Below are 18,495 nucleotides of genomic sequence, written 5' to 3'. Positions count from 1 at the left end.
TCCTCGCACGCCAGCGTGCGTATATCAGTGCGCGTAACGAGCGAGTGTCAGACCGTTCAGATCGATTTCCGGCGTTTGTCCGGAGATGACGTCGGCGAGCACGCGACCGGAACCGCAGGCCATTGCCCAGCCGGTCGAACCGTGGCCGACGTTCAGGAAGATGCCGGGTAGCGGCGTTGCGCCGAGCACGGGCGGGCCGTCGGGGAGCATCGGACGTGCGCCGACCCAGGCGCGCGCCTCCCGGTACTTGCCTGCACCCGGGAACCAGTCCGTCGCCACTTTGTAGAGCGTGGCGATGGCGCGCTCGCGCAGCACGAGTTCGGCATCGCCCAGTTCGGCCGTGCCGGCAATGCGCAGACGGTTGCCTTGCGGGGTGATGGCGGTCTTGTACGACTCGTCCATGACGGCGATGCGAGGGCTGAACAGTTCGGTCTTGACCGGCACCGTGATCGAATACCCTTTGATCGGCCAGAGCGGCAGGTCAATGCCCAGTGGACGCAGCAGCGCCGTGCTGGCCACGCCGGCCGCGATCACGACGGCATCGGCTTCGAGTGTCGTGCGCTGCGCAAGCTGCGCGGTGCTGGCTGTCTCGACCGTGACCCCCGATCGCCCCAGGTTCGGGCGCACCGACAGCACTGTCGTCTCGGTAGCGAGCGTGACGCCCATCTCGCGGGCGATCTGGGCAAGGCGCTTGGTAAAGAGCGGGCAGTTGCCGGTCTCGTCGCGCGGCAGGTGCAGGCCACCCGCCAGTGGGGCATCGGTCGAAATCGCCGGTTCGAGCTTGCGGCACTCGTCGGCCGTGAGCAAGCGGTGCGGCACTTCGTTCTCGGCGAGCATGGCGCGCGCCGGTTCGTTCATCTTGACGTCGCGTTCGGTGCGGAACAGTTGCAGATAGCCTTGCGTGTGCTCGTACTCGAAGACGTGGGTCTCGCGCAGTGCATGCAGGCAGCGCTGGCTATAGAACGCGAGACGCTGCATCCGCTCGCGGTTGGCGCGGTAGCGTTCGAGTTTGCATTCACGCAGCCAACGGGCGGCCCAGCGCCAGGTGCCGGCCGACAGGCCCGGCCGGAAGATGAGCGGGCTTGCCGAGCTGAACAGATAGCCGAGCAGCTTGCGCGGCATGCCGGGCGCTGCCCATGGCGTGACATAGCCGGGCGCGATGACGCCCGCATTGCCGAAGCTGCTCTCTTGCGCCACCGTGCTATTGCGCTCGACAAGGGTGACCGTGTGCCCCGCGGCGGCCAGATAATAGGCGGTACACGTACCAATGACCCCGCCGCCGATAACGATGACCTTCATTCCCAACCGTCTGGTGTGTGGCGAACGCCCGTACGTTCGCTTGTTAGTGTCGTTTTTTGCCGTGCCGCACCCGAATGCCGGTTTCGCGGCCCGTGTTGATGACGGGGCGCATAGGTTACCAGAGAGACGCCCTGGCAGGGCGGGAGGCTCCCCATAATGCGTGTGGCGCACTCGGGTCTAACCCGGGGTAAGCAGGGTATAATCTCGCTTTGTCGTTCCCCCGCGTTTTGAACGCCTCGCCTTCCGTCCTTCCATGACTCACATTGCCTGCTTCGCCGGCGCCTTGGCGCTCTCCGAATTCCGCCAGCAACGTCTTCTGCAGACCCTGCAAGCCATCGACAGTTCGATCGTGCGTGTCGACGCCCGCTACGTGCATCTCGTGGCCAGCGCCGAACCGCTGTCGAGCGAAGACGTGGCCCGCGTCGCCGGTCTGCTCACCTATGGTGAGCCGGTGCGTGAAGAGCCGGTGGGCGACCAGTTGCTCGTGATCCCGCGTCTGGGCACGATTTCCCCTTGGGCGAGCAAGGCGACGGATATCGCCCGCAACTGCGGGATTGATCACGTGCGTCGTATCGAGCGGGCTGTCGAATACACGATCGGTGTGAAGTCGGGCCTGCTCGGCGGGAAGAAATCGCTGGCGGCCGATGTTCTGGCGCGCGTTGCCGGCGTGCTGCATGACCGCATGACCGAGACGGTCGTGGCAACACGCCATGACGCCGAGGCGCTCTTCGTCGAGTTGCCGGCCAAGCCGCTGCAGACGATCGACGTCATCGGCGTGGGCCGCAGCGCCCTCGAAGCCGCCAACCGGGAACTGGGTCTCGCGCTGGCCGACGACGAAATCGAATATCTGGTCGATGCCTTCACGAGCCTGAAGCGCAATCCGACTGACGTGGAACTGATGATGTTCGCGCAGGCCAACAGCGAGCATTGCCGTCACAAGATCTTCAATGCGCAATGGACCATCGACGGTCAGGCGCAGGACAAGTCGCTGTTCCAGATGATCAAGAACACACACCAACTGCACCCGCAGGGGACGGTGGTGGCGTATTCGGACAATGCTTCGGTGATGGAAGGCGCTGAAGTCGAGCGCTGGTATCCGCGTGGCGCCGACGGCCAGTACGGCCGCAGCGTCGAACTTACGCATACGCTGATGAAGGTGGAGACGCACAACCACCCGACGGCCATTTCGCCGTTCCCGGGAGCGTCGACGGGGGCGGGCGGCGAGATCCGCGACGAGGGCGCGACCGGCCGCGGCTCCACGCCGAAGTCGGGTCTGACCGGCTTCACCGTGTCGAATCTGGCGCTGCCTGATGCGCGCGAATCATGGGAGAACGATCTCGACGTGGCAGTGCCGCCGTCGCTTCGCAATCCCGGCGATACCGGCGCCGACTATGGCCGCCCGGACCGCATTGCGTCGCCGTTGCAAATTATGGTCGACGGCCCGCTGGGCGGCGCCGCGTTCAACAACGAATTCGGCCGTCCGATTCTCGGCGGCTATTTCCGTACGTACGAGCAGAATGTGGCCGGCCGCGTGCGCGGCTATCACAAGCCGATCATGATCGCGGGCGGCATGGGCAACATCGCCGCACAACACACCCACAAACACAATCTGCCGGCCGGCACGCTGCTCATTCAGATCGGCGGCCCGGGCATGCGTATCGGTATGGGCGGCGGTGCGGCAAGCTCGATGGCCACTGGCACGAACACGGCCGAGCTCGACTTCGATTCGGTGCAGCGCGGCAATCCGGAAATCGAGCGTCGTGCGCAGGAGGTGATCAATGCGTGCTGGCGTCAGGGTGAGGCCAACCCGATCCTGTCGATTCACGACGTGGGCGCGGGCGGTCTGTCGAATGCATTCCCGGAACTGGTCGACGGCGCCGACAAGGGCGCGCGCTTCGATCTGCGTCAGGTGCAGCTCGAAGAGTCGGGCATGTCCCCGGCGGAAATCTGGAGTAACGAAGCGCAAGAGCGTTATGTCCTGGCGATCGCGCCGGACAGCTTCCCGGCCTTCCAGGCGATCTGCCAACGCGAGCGTTGCCCGGTGGCGGTGGTCGGTATCGCCACCGATGAGCGTCAACTGAAGCTGGTCGATGCGATGCATCCGGAGTCGCCGGACCCGGTCGACATGCCGATGGACGTACTGCTCGGCAAGCCGCCGCGCATGCATCGCGACGTCACGCGCGTGGCGACGACGCTCCCGCCGGTGGACGTGACGGGCCTGTCGCTCGACGACGTGGCACGTGCCGTACTGCGTCACCCGACGGTGGCCAGCAAGTCGTTCCTCATCACGATTGGTGACCGTACCGTGGGCGGCTTGACGGCGCGCGACCAGATGGTCGGCCCGTGGCAGGTGCCGGTGGCCGATTGCGCCATTTCGCTGATGGACTACACAGGCTATCGTGGCGAAGCCATGACGATGGGCGAGCGCACGCCGCTGGCCGTGATCGACGCGCCGGCGTCCGGTCGCATGGCGGTCGGCGAAGCCATCACCAACATCGCGGCGGTGCCGATTGCGTCGCTCGACCAGATCAAGCTGTCGGCCAACTGGATGGCCGCGTGCGGCACCGAAGGGGAAGACGCTGCGTTGTTCGATACGGTCAAGGCGGTCGGTATGGAACTGTGCCCGGCGCTGGGCCTGTCGATTCCCGTCGGCAAGGATTCGCTGTCGATGCGTACCCAGTGGGAAGACGCCGGCCGCAGCAAGGACGTGGTCGCGCCGGTGTCGCTGATCGTCTCGGCCTTTGCGCCGATCGAGGATGTGCGCGGTCATCTCACCCCGCAACTGCGCTCGGTCGCGCAAGTGGGCGAGACGGTGCTGATCGCCATCGATCTGGGTCGCAACAAGAACCGTCTGGGCGGCAGTATTCTCGCGCAGGTCACGCAGCAGATCGGTGACGTGGCGCCGGATCTGGACGATCCGGCCGATCTCCAACGCTTCTTCGACGCCATCCAGACACTGAACCGCGACGGCAAGCTCCTGGCGTATCACGATCGTTCGGACGGCGGCCTCTTTGCGACCGTGGCGGAAATGGCGTTTGCGGGCCACGTTGGCGTCTCGCTCAATGTCGACATGCTCACGCTCGACGACGGCTTCGAATCCGATTACGGCGATGCCAAGGATTGGGCCAAGCAGACCGTGGGCCGTCGCGAAGACAAGACGCTGCGCGCGCTTTTCTCGGAAGAGCTTGGCGGGGTGATCCAGGTGCGCGCCTCGGAGCGCGATGCGGTGTTGCAAATGCTGCGTGAAGCCGGATTGTCCGCCTGCTCGCACGTGATCGGCAAGCCGAACACGAATGACGTCATCGAAATCTATCGCGATGCGAAGAAGGTGTTCGGCGCGCCGCGCGCGGCGCTGCAACGCGAGTGGTCGGAAGTGAGCTGGCGCATCGCGCGTCTGCGCGATAACCCGGCCGCTGCCGATGCCGAATATGAAGCGCTCAACGACACGAGCGACCCCGGTCTCTCGCCGAAGCTCACGTTCGATGCCAGCGAAGACGTTGCTGCCCCGTTCATTGCGACGGGCGTGCGTCCGAAGATGGCCATCCTGCGTGAGCAGGGCGTGAATTCGCACCTGGAAATGGCCTACGTGCTGGACAAGGCCGGCTTCGATACCTATGACGTGCACATGAGCGATCTGCTCGCCGGCCGTCACTCGCTCGAAACGTTCAAGGGCTTCGTCGCCTGCGGTGGATTCTCGTACGGCGATACGCTCGGGGCCGGCGAGGGTTGGGCCAAGACGATTCTGTTCAATCCGGCACTGGCCGAACAGTTCGCCGGCTTTTTCAACCGTGCCGACACCTTCGCACTGGGCGTGTGCAATGGTTGCCAGATGATGAGCAACCTGTCGAACCTGATCCCGGGCGCGGCGGCTTGGCCGAAGTTCACGTACAACCAGTCGAAGTACGAGGCGCGTCTTACGCAGGTGGAAGTGCTGGATTCGCCGTCACTGTTCTTCAAGGACATGGCCGGCTCGCAGCTGCCGATCGTAATCGCGCACGGCGAGGGCTATGCCAACTTCGGTCAGCAAGGAAACCTCGACCAGGCGATTGCCGCCCTGCGTTTCGTCGACCATCGGGGACAGCCGACCGAGCAGTATCCGTTCAACCCGAACGGTTCGCCGCGCGGCTTGACCGCAGTGACCACGGGCGACGGGCGCTTCACGGTGATGATGCCGCACCCGGAGCGCGTGTTCCGCACGGTGCAGATGAGCTGGGCGCCCGAGCAGTGGGGCGAAGACAGCCCGTGGATGCGCATGTTCCGCAACGCGCGTCGCTGGGTGGCTTAAGCGACGATATTCCGCACGTCAGCGCGTGCGGAATAGCACGCTGGAAACAAAAATCCCGCCGGAAGGCGGGATTTTCGTTTCAAAGCCGAACCGGTAGCCGGTAACGCTTACTGGATCTTGGCCTTTTTCTCGAGGCCGTCGATGTAGCCTTTCAGCTTCTCTTCCTGCATTTGCTGCACGAGCTGCGGCTTGACATCGTTGAGCGCCGGGATCTGCGCGTCGCGAACGTCGTCCAGTTCGATCACGTGATAACCGAACTGCGTTTTGACCGGCGTCTGCGAGTACTGACCCTTTTGCAGTTTTTGCAGGGCGTCGGAGAACTCGGGCACGTAGGCGTTGGCCGGTGACCAGTCGAGATCGCCGCCGTTCTGTGCCGAACCGGGGTCCTTCGAGTACTGCTTGGCGAGGTCGGCGAACTTCGCGCCGCCCTTGAGCTTCGCGATGATGTCCTTGGCGGTATCTTCGCTCGGCACCAGAATGTGACGGGCGTGATATTCCTTGTCGCCGAACTGCTTCTTGAGCTGGTCATAACGCGCCTGAACCTCGGCGTCGGTGACCGGCGAGGTCTTCTGGAAGTCAGCGATCAGGGCCCGAATCAGCACGCCTTGCTCGGCCAGCTTGAGCTGCGCCTTGACGTCCGGCTTGGCGGCCAGTCCGTTGCTGACGGCCGCTTGCGCGAGGATCTCGCGCTTGACCAGCTCTTCGCGCACTTGCTGTTGCAGTTGCGGCGAGTTCGGCTGACCCTGTCGGACCATTTCGCGCACCATGGCGTCGGCACGGGCCACGGGCACCGGCGTGCCGTTCACGACGGCGACGTTCTGAGCGAGAGCGGGGAGGGAGACGGCGGTCAGCGACACGGCGGCGCCGAGCGCCAGTGCCGTGCGGGCGAGTTTCAATGCCATGCTGTTTTTCCTAACGAATGACGAAGGCAAGGTTAATCGACGGGGGATACGTCGCATGGTCGCATGCGAGTTACGCTTCGCCGGGAGCGAGCGCAACGATGGCGAGGGCGTGAATGCCGTTTTGCATCAAATCGGCTAGCGCATCATACACCAGGCGGTGCCGCGCCACGCGGTTACGTCCGGCAAACGCTGCAGACACGATTCTGACGTTGTAGTGCCCGCCCGACGCCGCGCCGGCATGACCGGCGTGACGGGCGCTGTCGTTCTCGAGGGCGAATTCCAGTGGGGCGAGCGCCGCGGTGAGGCGCGCTTCGATTTGCTGTTCCATGGTCATGGCAGTGGCTTCCTGACGGACGTTATTCGTCCTGCTTGATGTACTTAGAGAGCCACAGGCTCTGCACGACGATGAACACGACCATCAGGCCCATGCCACCGAAGAGCTTGAAGTTGACCCATGTATCGGTCGAGTAGTGGTAGGCGATGACCAGATTCAGCGCGCCCATTGCGAGGAAGAACAGCGCCCAGCTGAAATTCACCGCCCGCCACAGGGGGTCGGGCAATGCCATCTGCTTTTCCATCATGGCGCGAATCAGATTCTTGTCGAAGATGAGTTCGGCGACGAACAGGGTGATCGAGAAGAGCCAGTAAAGCGCCGTAGGCTTCCACTTGATGAAGGTCTCGTCGTGCAGCAGCATGGTCGCGCCGCCGAACACCACGATGATCGCCAGACTCACCCACTGCATGGGCTCGACCTTGCGGTGACGCAGCCACATCCAGATGACTTGCGCAATCGTCGTCGCGATCGCGATGCCGGTGGCGACATAGATGCCGGCGAACTTGAAGGCGACGAAAAACAAGATGACCGGTAACAGGTCGAAAAAGAATTTCATGAAGTCTCGACTCGGGGGCTTCGGGAGGAATCGCCCTCGGACAACAGGCGCCGGGGCAAACCCGCATTATATTTCAAAGGCCCGTGGCGGGACGCGGTGAATCGCCAAATGCGCGTCGCGGCGTCCGTGCCGCCGCTTCACCTCGGCTTGCCTCCGGATCGCTTCCCGAGGACCCCGGCCGCGTGCCTTACGGCAGGATGTCGATGCGCTTGACGTCGATATCGTTCGCGCGAAGGTGATGGCGGTCGACTTCGCCGGTGATGCGCACGCGCGTCTTGTCGTTGATCTGCTGGCCGGGCGGCAGGTATTTGTCGTCGAGTTCGATGACGAGCGTTCTGCCCGTGTCGTCACGGAACGTGTAGTGCTCGTGCTTGAGCCGGTTGACGATATAGCCCTCGATGACGGCGATCGCATCGTCCGGGGCGGCCAATGCCTGAGCGACGGTCGCGACATGCGGCATGGCCGATGGCACGACCACGCTGCCGGTCGTAGCAGCGCCGGCCGAAGGTCCCATGTACTGTGCGATGGCAGGTGCGGCGCTCACGGTGCCGAAGCCTGCCACCGCAGAGATAAGCAGGGAGGCGCAGCGAATATTCTGGCCAGTCATGAGCGGCGTTTCCTGTGTTTCGTTGAGGGAGCGCCAGCGTAGCAGATGTGCGAATCGCACCGGGGCGTCCGAGCGCGAGGGATATCCCAAATGGGGCGGCGCCCGGTGCGAATTGATCGAATTCACGGGCCGGGCACACACGTTGGACGCACTGAAGACGCGCACTAATGAGGCGCGCTAATGAGGCGCGCTACATTATCCAGGCGCTGGCGCCGTCGCCCGCTCAGTCGTCGGCCGGCTTGTCGGATGGGCCGCCCTTGTCCTCGAAGTCGAGCGACGCCGAGTTGATGCAATAGCGCAGTCCGGTCGGCTGCGGGCCGTCTTCGAACACGTGTCCGAGGTGGGCGTCGCAGTTGTGGCAACGCACTTCCACGCGCACCATGCCGTGGCTATAGTCCATGACCTCGTCGATGCCGGATTTGTCGATGGGCTTCGCGTAGCTCGGCCAGCCGCAACCCGCATCGAACTTCTCCGTCGATTCGAACAGGGGCGCGCCGCAACAGATACAGCGGTAGGTGCCGTCTTGCCAATGATCCCAGTAACGCCCGGTAAAGGCGCGTTCGGTCGCGGCATGACGCGTGACCTGGTATTCGACGTCGTCGAGTTGGGCACGCCAGTCGGCGTCGCTTTTTTCCACTTTGCTCATGAATGAGAGTCTCCTGATGGGGGCGGCCCCGGTGTTGCCGCCACGCGTCGTCTATCGTTGGACCTGGCACAGATGGGGGTGGCGCGCCGTTTTGCAATGCGTGGCGACTCGCCGCCGCACGCCAGCCACCGATGCCGTTCCTCGATCAAGACGAGCAACTGACCTCGAGCTGTCCGGCCCAGTCGGGCGGCAGCGCGGCATAACGTTCGAATTCGGGCTGTTCGTCGTAGGGACGCGAGAGCACCTTGAGCAACGTGTCGACTTCCGAAAAGTCCTTTTCGCGCGCACGCCGGATTGCAATTTCCGCCAGATGATTGCGCAGGATGTACTTCGGATTGACAAGCCGCATCGCGACCGCACGCTTCGCGTCGGCGCTGGCCTCGTGGCGCAGCCGCGCGCGGTAATCCACGGCCCAGGCATCGAAGCCTGCGCGATCGATGAACATGTCGCGCAGCGGCGTGTCGGCGGCCGGGTTCTCCAGTTCAAGCCCCGCCAGCGTGCGGAACAGGTGCGTGAAGTCGACCCGTCCCTCGTGCATCAGCTTGAACAGACGGTTGATGAGCGCTTCGTCGTCGGCATGCGATTCGCGCAATCCGAGCTTCGCACGCATGCGCAGATCGATCTCCTCGGCGAACCGGGTCTTGAACACGGGCAGCACCGACTGCGCCTGCTCGATCGCCGCCTCGCCCTCGCCGAACAGCGGCAACAGGGCCTGGGCGAGACAGAAGAGGTTCCAGTACGCCACGTTCGGCTGGGCCTGATAGGCGTAGCGTCCCTGCGCATCGGAGTGATTGCAGATGTGATGCGCGTCGAAGCCGTCGAGGAAGCCGAACGGGCCGTAATCGATCGTCAGACCGAGAATCGACATGTTGTCCGTGTTCATCACGCCGTGACAGAAGCCCACGGCCTGCCAGTGCGCGACCAGTTCGGCCGTCGCATCGCACACGGCACTGAGCAGAGCGAGGTACGGATTGGCCTCGTCGCGGCAATGGGGGTAGTGATGCTCGATCGTGAAATCAGCCAGCTGACGCAGCGCGCCATGCCGATCGCCTGCCCAGAAATGCTCGAAATGTCCGAATCGGATGAAGCTGGGCGACAAACGTGTGACCACGGCCGCCGTCTCGATGGTTTCGCGACGCACCGGGGCATCGGAGCCGATCACGCATAGGGCGCGCGTGGTCGGCACGCCGAGATGGAACATGGCTTCCGAGCCAAGGAACTCGCGAATCGACGAACGCAGCACGGCGCGTCCGTCACCCATGCGCGAGTAGGGCGTGAGTCCGCCGCCTTTGATCTGGATTTCCCAGCGCCCGCCGGGGCCGTCCGACTCGCCGAGCAGCAGTGCCCGGCCGTCGCCCAGTTGGCCGGCCCACACGCCGAACTGGTGGCCCGAATACACGCTGGCGAGCGGATCGCCGCCGGGCAGCGGCGTATTGCCGGCGAACGTGGTCAGGAACTCGGAGTCGCGTGCGGCTTCGGGCGACCAGCCGAGCAGGCGGGCCGCGTCGGCAGAGAATCCGACCAGGTACGGCTCGGGCAACGCCTGTGGCGCGAGGCGCGTGTAGAAGTCGGGGCCGAGTGCCGCAAACCGGTTCGACAACGACAGCGGTCCGTAAGGCTTGAGTGAGGCGGAAACAGCGGCGGAGCGGTCGGTGGCCGGCATTGGGGACGTTCCTGAAGGTGAACAAACATTCTACTTGAGGTGTCCGTCGCGTGCTGCCGGCTTGCGGCGGCGCACGCTCGCGCGCCGCTGCTGCGCCGCACAACCGATGAGCGTTGACCCGGCGCGCGCCCGCGTCAAGAATGGTTCGGCGCGTTTCGGTGAAGCGCGCCCGACGGCATGCTTCGGACGCGCCAAATGGCGAAGCACGAAACCACGACCGTAGTCTCCGACGTATTCCGTCGTTCCGGTTTTTTCGACTTTTCTGGAGATTCGACGCATGGCAACACCGCTTCTCGGCCAGATGATGGCTGCGCCGCTCCTGATTTCCACGCTGCTCACCCACGCCGCCCGTCATCACGGCGAGACCGAGATCGTGTCACGTCGCATCGAAGGCGACATCCACCGGTATACGTGGCGCGACGTCGAGCACCGTTCCCGCCAACTCGCGCAGGCCCTGCGCCGGTTGGGCGTGGGCGACGGCGAGCGCGTGGGTACCCTGGCGTGGAACGGCTATCGCCACCTCGAGCTGTACTACGCCGTTTCCGGCATGGGCAGCGTGGTGCATACGGTGAACCCGCGCCTGTTTCCTGAGCAGATCGCCTACATCGTCAATCACGCCGAAGATCGGTATGTGGCCTTCGACATCAACTTCATTGGGCTGATCGAGACGATCGCGCCACAGTGCCCCGGCGTGCAGGGCTGGATTGCGATGACCGATCGCGCGCATCTGCCGGCATCGAGTTTGCCGCTGCTGTGCTACGAGGATCTTATCGGTGTTGAAGACGGCGACTTCCCGTGGCCGTCGATGGACGAGAACACGGCCTCGGGACTTTGCTATACGTCGGGCACGACGGGCCACCCGAAAGGGGTGCTCTACAGTCATCGTTCGACGGTGTTGCATGCCTTCGGTGCAGCGCTCCCCGACGCGATGGCCATGTCGGCGCGTGACGCCGTATTGCCCGTGGTGCCGATGTTTCACGTCAATGCGTGGGGGCTACCGTATTCGAGCGCGTTGGTCGGCGCGAAGCTGGTCTTCCCCGGCAAGGATCTGGACGGCAAGTCGCTGTATGAACTCTTCGAAGCGGAGGGCGTTACGTTTTCCGCCGGCGTGCCGACGGTCTGGCTGGGATTGCTCGCGCATGTGAAATCGATCGGCGCGCGCTTCTCGACGCTCGAGCGCACAGTGATCGGGGTTCGGCGTGCCCGCCGGCCATGCTGCATACGTTCGAGACGGACTACGGGGTGCGCGTCATCCATGCGTGGGGCATGAGCGAGATGTCGCCGCTGGGCACGCTATGCCATCTGCGCAAGCATCATCGTGACCTGCCGGCCGAGGCGCAGCAGCATATTCTCGAGAAACAGGGGACGGCGATCTACGGCGTCGATCTCAAAATCGTGGGCCCGGACGGCAAAGAACTGCCGTGGGACGGCAAGGCGTTCGGCGATCTGTACGCGCGCGGGCCATGGGTGCTGGATCGTTACTTCCGTTCGGATACCTCGCCGCTGGTCGACGGCTGGTTCCCCACGGGCGACGTGGCCACGATCGATCCCGAGGGATACGTGCAGATCACGGATCGCAGCAAGGATGTGATCAAGTCGGGGGGCGAGTGGATCAGTTCCATCGACGTGGAAAACGTCGCGATGGCCCATCCCGAGATCCACGAGGCGGCCTGCATCGCGATTCGTCACCCGAAATGGGAGGAGCGGCCGCTGCTGGTGGTCGTTCGCAAGCCCGGCTCGACGCTCACACGCGAGGACGTGCTGGCGTTCTACCAAGGCCGGGTCGTGAAATGGTGGATCCCTGACGATGTGGTCTTCGTCGACGAGATTCCCCACACGGCAACCGGCAAGATGCTCAAGCTCAAATTGCGAGAGGCGTTCCGCGACTATCAGGCGGCATCCTAGGGGTCGGGTTACCGTATCCGGGATGGGGGGCGTTCGCCGAGAACCCGCTCGGAAACGTCTCACCTGGCGCGCGGATGGCGCCCGAAATCCAGCATTGACGCCGTTTTTCGGGCGACCCCGCGCCGCCGTGGTCGCCCGGCCCCTCTATAATGTCAGCCTGAATTTCCCCTCGATGCGGCGGTTTCTGCCGCGTCGTTCATTGGTCTTCCCGAAGGAGATGCAGTGCATCTGCTGAGTGCCACCGCCGGCCTCGTGCTTGTGAACGGCGTGAGCTACGGCCTGCTGCTGTTCATGCTGTCGAGCGGACTCACGCTGATTTTCAGCATGCTGGGCGTGCTGAACTTCGCGCATGCCAGCTTCTACATGCTCGGGCGTACTTTGCCTACACGTTCTCGGCAGCGGTCGGGTTCTGGCCGGCGCTGTTCGCCGCGCCGCTGATCGTTGGCCTGATCGGGGCTGCGTTCGAGCGCGGCGTGTTGCGGCGATTGCGTGCGCGCGGTGCGTTGGCGGAGTTGCTGGCGACGTTCGGGCTCGCGTATATCGTGGTGGAGCTGGTCCAACTCGCATGGGGCCGTGGCCCGGTCGATTACGGCGTGCCGGCGGTCTTCGAAGGCGTGCTCGTACATGTGGCGGGCATCGCGGTGCCCGCGTACCGGCTGTTTCTGATGGGGCTCGCGTGCGCCATTGCTCTGCTCGTGTGGGGCGTGTTTCGCGCGACGCGGGCTGGGTGGATACTGCAGGCCGCACTATCGCAGCCCGCGATGACGCAGGCCCTCGGTTACGACGTACCTGCGCTTTACACAGGCGTTTTCGCCTGTGGCGCGGCGCTGGCGGCGCTTGCGGGGCGGCGGGGGGCAACGTGCTGGTGACCGAGCCGGGCATGGCGGCAACGGTCGGCAGCGTGGTGTTTGTCGTCGTCGTGGTCGGCGGGCTGGGTTCGCTGGGCGGGGCGTTTGCGGCGTCGTTGCTGATCGGCCTGCTCCAGACATGGGCCGTGACGAGCGATGCGAGCCTCGCACGGTGGCTGGCGCAGAGCCCTGGGGAACCGACGGCACCGCTAGTGCTGCGGGGGCCGTCATGAAAGCGCTGGCGCCCATTTCGCAGCTGAGCGTGGCGCAGCTCGCGCCAGCGGTGCCGTATCTGCTGATGGTGGCGGTGCTGTTATGGCGTCCGCGCGGGCTTTTCGGCGTGCGGGAGGGGTAATGGGCAACGCGATTGTCCGTTCGCCGGCGGCGTCGCCCGTATCCTGGCGCTGCCACCTGGGCGCGTGGTCGGCCTTTGCCGCCATCCTCGGCCTGGCGCCGTGGTGCTTTCCTTCCGATGGGGCACTCACCCTGATGACCCAGATGGGGACCGCGGCCATTCTGGCGCTGTCGTTCAATCTGCTGCTTGGTTCGACCGGCTTGTTGAGCTTTTGTCATGCGACATATGCGGGCGTTGGGGCGTATGCGGGCGTGTGGTGCATGAATCGTATCGGGGCGCACGGGCTGCCGGTGTCGATGGCCCTCGTGCCGTTCGCCGGTGCGCTCGCGGCAGGTGTGGCGGGCGCCACGCTCGGTTACGTCACGACACGACGCGCGGGAATGACGTTCGCGATGATTACATTGGGCGTGGCGGAGCTTGTCTGGGTCATGGCCGCGATGCTGCCCGAGTGGTTCGGCGGCGAGCGCGGCATTCCGACTGACCGCACGCTCGGTGCGGCGTGGTTCGGGGTGACGTTCGCAACGCAGCGCGAGGTCTACGGGCTGGTAGCCCTGTGGGTGTTCGTCTGCGCAGCCTTGATGTACGGCATCACGCGCACGCCGCTGGGGTTCCTGGCACGCGCCGTGCGCGACAACGCGGCGCGGGTCGCTTTCCTCGGGCCATCGGCATCGGCGGTGCGCTACCGCATGCAGATCCTGGCGGCGGCTTTCGCGGGCGTGGCGGGCGCGTTGGGGGCGTTGAATTTCGAACTGGTCAGTGCCGACGCCTTCAGTCTTGAGCGCTCCGGCGTCGTACTCGTCTTCACGGTGCTCGGCGGCACAATGTACTTCTCGGGGCCGATATTGGGCGCTGTCGTCGGTGTGTTCGCGACGGTGATGCTGGCAACGCTGACGCGCGCCTGGCAGCTCTATCTCGGGTTGGGATTTCTCGCCGTCGTGCTGTTCGCGCCGGGCGGCATCGCTGGATTGATCGCGGTACACGGGCGCGCCTGGCGCACCGGCATGGCGCGTGCGTTGTGGCGCCCCTACGCGGCGGTCTGTGTCGGCCTGGCGATGTGCACCGGCGGGCTGATCGGCATCGTCGAAATGACATACGGTGCGCGCCTTGCGAGCGACGCCGGGCCGGCGGCGGTGGGCGGCTTCGGCGCGTACGCCGGGCCGGGGGCTTGGGCGCTGGCAACCGTGGCGGTCGTGGCGGGGGCGGTCGTCGTCGCGCGCGCCGGGCGTTGGTTGCGCCACACCGCGGCGGGCGCCCAACGCCCGGTGGAGGACCGGCAATGACGCAGGCGCAGAGGCAAGCGGCGAGGCCAACCCCTCCGTCTGGCGCGGCACTCAGCGTGCGAGGCGTGCGCAAATCGTTCGGGCCCACGTCGGTGCTGTCCGGCGTCGATCTGACGCTCATGCCCGGCGAGCGGCTTGCCATCATCGGGCCCAACGGCGCCGGCAAGAGCACGCTGTTCGACGTCATTACGGGCAGGACACGGCCCGACGACGGGCGTGTTCTGATGAACACGCGCGATATCACCGGCCGGGCATCCCATGCCATCAGCCGGCTCGGCCTGTCGCGCAGTTTCCAGACCTCACAGTTGTTCGGGCAAATGAGCGTCATCGACCATTTGCGTTGCGCCGGGCTCTGGCCGGAAGGTCATCGCTACACGTTCTGGCGGCGAATGCAGGGGCTGAGCGACGTCACACGGCGTAGCGAGCAGTGGTTGACGCGTCTCGGGCTGTCGGCGCGGCGCGACGTGCCGGCGGCGGCCCTGAGCTACGCGGAGCAGCGCGTCCTGGAGATCGGGCTGTGCGCTGCATCGGCGGGCAGCGTCATGTTGCTCGACGAGCCGACGGCGGGGATGAGCCAGTCCGAATCGGCACGGATGGTCGCGTTGATCGCCGACCTCAGCCGGGGACGCTCGCTGTTGATGATCGAGCACGACATGCAGGTGGTCTTCTCGCTGGCCGACCGGATCGCCGTGCTGGTGCGTGGGGTCATCATCGCGTGCGATACGCCCGAGCGGATTCGTGCGCATCCCGACGTGCGTACGGCGTATCTCGGGGAATTTGCGGATGCCATCGATGAGACCGCCCGTGCCGGGGAGGCGCGCGATGCTTGAGTTGATCGACGTGAGGGCCGGGTATGGCGGCAGCCGGGTGCTGCACGGGGTGACGATGCGCGTGGCGCCGGGCGAAATCGTGGCCGTGCTCGGGCGCAACGGGGCGGGGCGCTCCACGTTGGCGCGCGCGATCATGGGGCAGTTGCCGCGCGAGGGAGACATTCGCTGGCAGGGTCGATCGCTGACGTCGCTGGCACCGCATCAGATCGCGCGACTGGGCATTGGCTATGTGCCGGAAACGCGTGATGTGTTCGGGCCGCTGACCGTCACGCAGAATCTATGGCTCGGGCAGCGGGCCGGGAACGGGCGTACGGTGCGACCAAAGTCCGGCAACCATCGCGCACTTACGCTTGCTCAGGCGTTCGATCGCTTCGAAGAACTGGCACCGCGACGTGATGCGCCAGCCGCATCGCTGTCCGGCGGCGAGCAGCAACTGCTCTCCCTGTGCCGGGCGATGATGGCCGGCCCCGATCTACTGATCGTCGATGAGCCGACGGAAGGCCTCGCACCGCGCGTGGTTGCGCGTATTGGCCGGATTCTGACCGATTTGCGTGCCACCGGGGTCGCCATTCTGCTCATCGAGCAGAAGCTATCGCTCGCGCTCAGCTGCGCGCAGCGTGTCGCCGTGATGGGCCGGGGCGCACTTGTCTTCGAGGGCACGCCCGATATGCTGGCGGAGGCTTGCGCGATACGCCGTGAATGGCTCGAGGTGTAGCGCTGCGCTAGAATCCACGGATCGTCTTGCCGCTGCTTGCGCACCCGCAGCGCTCCCAACGACGCACCGCGTCACCGCACATAGCCCCCAAGAATATAAGGAACGAGACAACGATGAGCACGGTTTATGAGGTTCGTGACGGCGTGGCCGTCATCACGCTGGACAATCCCCCGGTGAATGGCTTGGGACATGCCACGCGCGCTGGCATCGCCGACGGGCTCGCGAAAGCCCAGGCCGACGCCCAGGTGCGCGCCGTCGTACTGATCGGCGGTGGCAAGGCATTTTCCGGCGGGGCCGACATCCGCGAATTCAATACCCCGAAGGCAACGCAGAGCCCGCTGCTGGTCGATGTGATTGCCGCGCTCGACGCCTGCGCCAAACCCGTCGTTGCGGCCGTTCACGCGGTGGCGATGGGCGGCGGACTCGAATTGGCGCTCGCCTGCCACTATCGCGTGGGGTTGCCCGGCGCGCAGATCGCGCTGCCCGAGGTCAAACTGGGCCTGCTGCCTGGTGCGGGAGGGACGCAGCGCCTGCCGCGTGCCATCGGTGTGGCACGTGCGCTCGACATGGTGGTGACGGGGCGTGTGGTGAAGTCGGAGTCGCTCGTCGGTACGCTCTTCTCGACAGTGTTTGAAGGCAACCGCGACGACCTGCTTGCGGGCGCCATCGCGTTCGCCGGCAACATCGCCTCGCAAGGCGGCGCATTGCCGCGATTGCGTGACGTGGCGCTCGATGACGCCGACGGCTCGGCGCAGGCCGCGATCGATGCCGCACGTGAAAAGGTGCAACGCGAGCAACCGCATTTCCCCGCGCCGCAAAAATGCGTGGCTGCCGTCGAGGCGGCGCTGCAACGCCCGTTCGATGACGGTGTGAAGTTCGAGCGCGAGTGTTTTGTGGCGTTGGTGAGTTCGCCGGAGTCGAAGGCGCTGCGTCATGCGTTTCTCGGCGAGCGCGCGGCCGCCAAGATTGCGGACGTACCGGACGACACGCCGGTGCGCAACATCGAGCGCGTGGCCGTCATCGGGGCCGGGACGATGGGCAGCGGCATCGCCATGACCTTTGCCAACGCGGGCATTCCGGTGACGCTGGTCGACACGACCGACGCGGCGCTTGCCCGCGGTATCGAAGCGATACGAGGCAACTATGCGCGTGCCGTCACGCGTGGAAAACTCGCGGCGGACGACGCGCAGAAGCGGCAGGCACGTATTCATGGCAGTACCGATTTCGCGTCGGTGGCCGATGCCGACCTGATTATCGAAGCGGTGTTCGAGGAGATGGCCATCAAGCAGGTCGTGTTCCGTGAGCTCGACAAAGTGGCCAAGCCGGGGGCAATCCTGGCGTCGAACACGTCGACGCTCGATCTCGATGCCCTGGCCGCGACCACGTCGCGGGCGCAGGACGTCGTCGGCATGCACTTCTTCAGCCCGGCGAACGTCATGCGCTTGCTCGAAGTCGTGCGCGGTGCGCAGACCGGCAAGGACGTGCTGGCAACGGTCATGAAGCTGGCCAAACGCATTGGGAAGCTTGCCGTGGTGGCACGCGTCTGCGACGGCTTTATCGGCAATCGCATGCTCGAGCCGTATTTCAAGCAGTCTCAGTGGATGGTCGAGCAGGGCGCGACGCCCGCGCAGATCGACGCCGCCATTGAGCGCTTCGGCTTCGCGATGGGGCCGTTCCGTACCAGCGATCTGGCCGGAAACGACGTTAGCTGGGCCATCCGCAAGCGCCGACATGCCGAACATCCCGGCATCGTCTATCCCAAGATTGCCGACGTCGTATGCGAAGCCGGACGCTTCGGCCAGAAGACGCACGCCGGTTGGTACGATTACGCCGAGGGCGATCGCTCGCCTCGTGAATCGGCCAAGGTCGGGCAGATGATCGACGACTATCGCAAGGCGAACGGTATCGCGCCGCGCCCCTTCTCGGACGACGAGATCGTCGATCGCCTCGTCTACGCGCTGGTGAACGAAGGGGCGAAAGTGTTGGCCGACGGCACGGCGGCACGCGCGTCGGACATCGACATGGTGTATCTGAACGGCTACGGCTTCCCATTGTGGCGCGGCGGGCCGATGCACTATGCCGATGCGGTGGGGCTCGACAAGGTGCTCGCACGGGTGCGCGAGTTTGCGCAAGACGCGCACGGCGAAGATTGGATGCCAGCCGCGCGGCTCGTTGAACTTGCCGACGCCGGCAAGCGCTTCAACGGATAAGCGGGACGCGCGCGATGGGGCCAGAATGTGGCGGTCGCTGCGACGAATGAGGGGCAAACC

The 18,495-nt window shown here is 65.2% G+C and carries 13 protein-coding genes and 2 pseudogenes; 8 read left to right on the top strand and 7 right to left on the bottom strand.

All coding sequences use genetic code 11. The features are described 5' to 3' along the window. Positions 1-24 precede the first annotated feature (24 nt). Entirely contained in the window at positions 25-1,299 is a 1,275-nt protein-coding gene (locus tag DRB87_RS12680) for a D-amino acid dehydrogenase (RefSeq protein WP_130026157.1), read from the bottom strand. Positions 1,300-1,552: 253 nt separating this feature from the next. Here DRB87_RS12680 and purL point away from each other — a divergent pair, with 253 nt between their 5' ends. Further along, positions 1,553-5,584 (top strand): phosphoribosylformylglycinamidine synthase, encoded by a 4,032-nt coding sequence (gene purL, locus DRB87_RS12675; RefSeq protein WP_130026156.1) that lies wholly within the window; start codon positions 1,553-1,555, stop codon positions 5,582-5,584. Positions 5,585-5,691: 107 nt separating this feature from the next. On the opposite strand, the gene DRB87_RS12670 is transcribed toward purL, so the two are convergent. From DRB87_RS12670 to DRB87_RS12645, 6 genes are all read right to left on the bottom strand, one after another. Next, positions 5,692-6,486 carry a peptidylprolyl isomerase gene (locus tag DRB87_RS12670; protein WP_130026155.1) on the bottom strand — a complete coding sequence of 265 codons (795 nt, stop codon included), beginning with the start codon at positions 6,484-6,486 and terminating at the stop codon, positions 5,692-5,694. Between the two features lie 70 nt (positions 6,487-6,556). Beyond that, complete coding sequence (locus tag DRB87_RS12665) at positions 6,557-6,820, bottom strand: BolA family transcriptional regulator (protein WP_130026154.1); 264 nt, start codon at positions 6,818-6,820, stop codon at positions 6,557-6,559. A gap of 22 nt (positions 6,821-6,842) precedes the next feature. Beyond that, on the bottom strand, positions 6,843-7,376 hold the full coding sequence (locus DRB87_RS12660; RefSeq protein WP_017234780.1) for a septation protein A: 534 nt from the start codon (positions 7,374-7,376) through the stop codon (positions 6,843-6,845). A gap of 187 nt (positions 7,377-7,563) precedes the next feature. Further along, entirely contained in the window at positions 7,564-7,983 is a 420-nt protein-coding gene (locus DRB87_RS12655; RefSeq protein ID WP_130026153.1) for a YgiW/YdeI family stress tolerance OB fold protein, read from the bottom strand. Positions 7,984-8,206: 223 nt separating this feature from the next. After that, the gene (gene msrB / locus DRB87_RS12650; RefSeq protein ID WP_130026152.1) at positions 8,207-8,629 is read right to left on the bottom strand and encodes a peptide-methionine (R)-S-oxide reductase MsrB; all 423 of its coding nucleotides are present in this window, start codon (positions 8,627-8,629) and stop codon (positions 8,207-8,209) included. A gap of 145 nt (positions 8,630-8,774) precedes the next feature. Next, positions 8,775-10,292 (bottom strand): YdiU family protein, encoded by a 1,518-nt coding sequence (locus tag DRB87_RS12645; protein ID WP_130026151.1) that lies wholly within the window; start codon positions 10,290-10,292, stop codon positions 8,775-8,777. A gap of 277 nt (positions 10,293-10,569) precedes the next feature. Here DRB87_RS12645 and DRB87_RS12640 point away from each other — a divergent pair. The 7 genes and pseudogenes from DRB87_RS12640 to DRB87_RS12615 all read left to right on the top strand — a co-directional run. Beyond that, positions 10,570-11,717: pseudogene (locus DRB87_RS12640) on the top strand (AMP-binding protein); the annotation flags it as partial. Positions 11,718-11,933: 216 nt separating this feature from the next. Then, positions 11,934-12,197, top strand: coding sequence for a hypothetical protein (locus tag DRB87_RS24250; protein ID WP_370363978.1), 264 nt, complete (start codon positions 11,934-11,936; stop codon positions 12,195-12,197). A 291-nt stretch (positions 12,198-12,488) separates the two neighbouring features. Beyond that, positions 12,489-13,400: pseudogene (locus tag DRB87_RS12635) on the top strand (branched-chain amino acid ABC transporter permease). After that, a complete protein-coding gene (locus tag DRB87_RS12630; RefSeq protein ID WP_130026150.1) occupies positions 13,400-14,680 on the top strand; it encodes a branched-chain amino acid ABC transporter permease in 1,281 nt (426 codons plus the stop codon). The pseudogene DRB87_RS12635 and the gene DRB87_RS12630 overlap by 1 nt, the downstream one beginning before the upstream one ends. Next, positions 14,677-15,510, top strand: coding sequence for an ABC transporter ATP-binding protein (locus DRB87_RS12625; RefSeq protein WP_130026149.1), 834 nt, complete (start codon positions 14,677-14,679; stop codon positions 15,508-15,510). Before DRB87_RS12630 ends, DRB87_RS12625 begins: the two co-directional genes overlap by 4 nt. Further along, positions 15,503-16,225, top strand: coding sequence for an ABC transporter ATP-binding protein (locus DRB87_RS12620; RefSeq protein WP_130026148.1), 723 nt, complete (start codon positions 15,503-15,505; stop codon positions 16,223-16,225). Before DRB87_RS12625 ends, DRB87_RS12620 begins: the two co-directional genes overlap by 8 nt. A gap of 113 nt (positions 16,226-16,338) precedes the next feature. Further along, on the top strand, positions 16,339-18,435 hold the full coding sequence (locus DRB87_RS12615; RefSeq protein WP_130026147.1) for a 3-hydroxyacyl-CoA dehydrogenase NAD-binding domain-containing protein: 2,097 nt from the start codon (positions 16,339-16,341) through the stop codon (positions 18,433-18,435). Positions 18,436-18,495: the final 60 nt, after the last annotated feature.

Source organism: Pandoraea sp. XY-2 (assembly GCF_004193915.1).
GTDB lineage: Bacteria > Pseudomonadota > Gammaproteobacteria > Burkholderiales > Burkholderiaceae > Pandoraea > Pandoraea cepalis.
The sequence above is the reverse complement of the archived record's forward strand: the minus strand, read 5'-3'. Positions and strand labels throughout refer to the sequence as shown.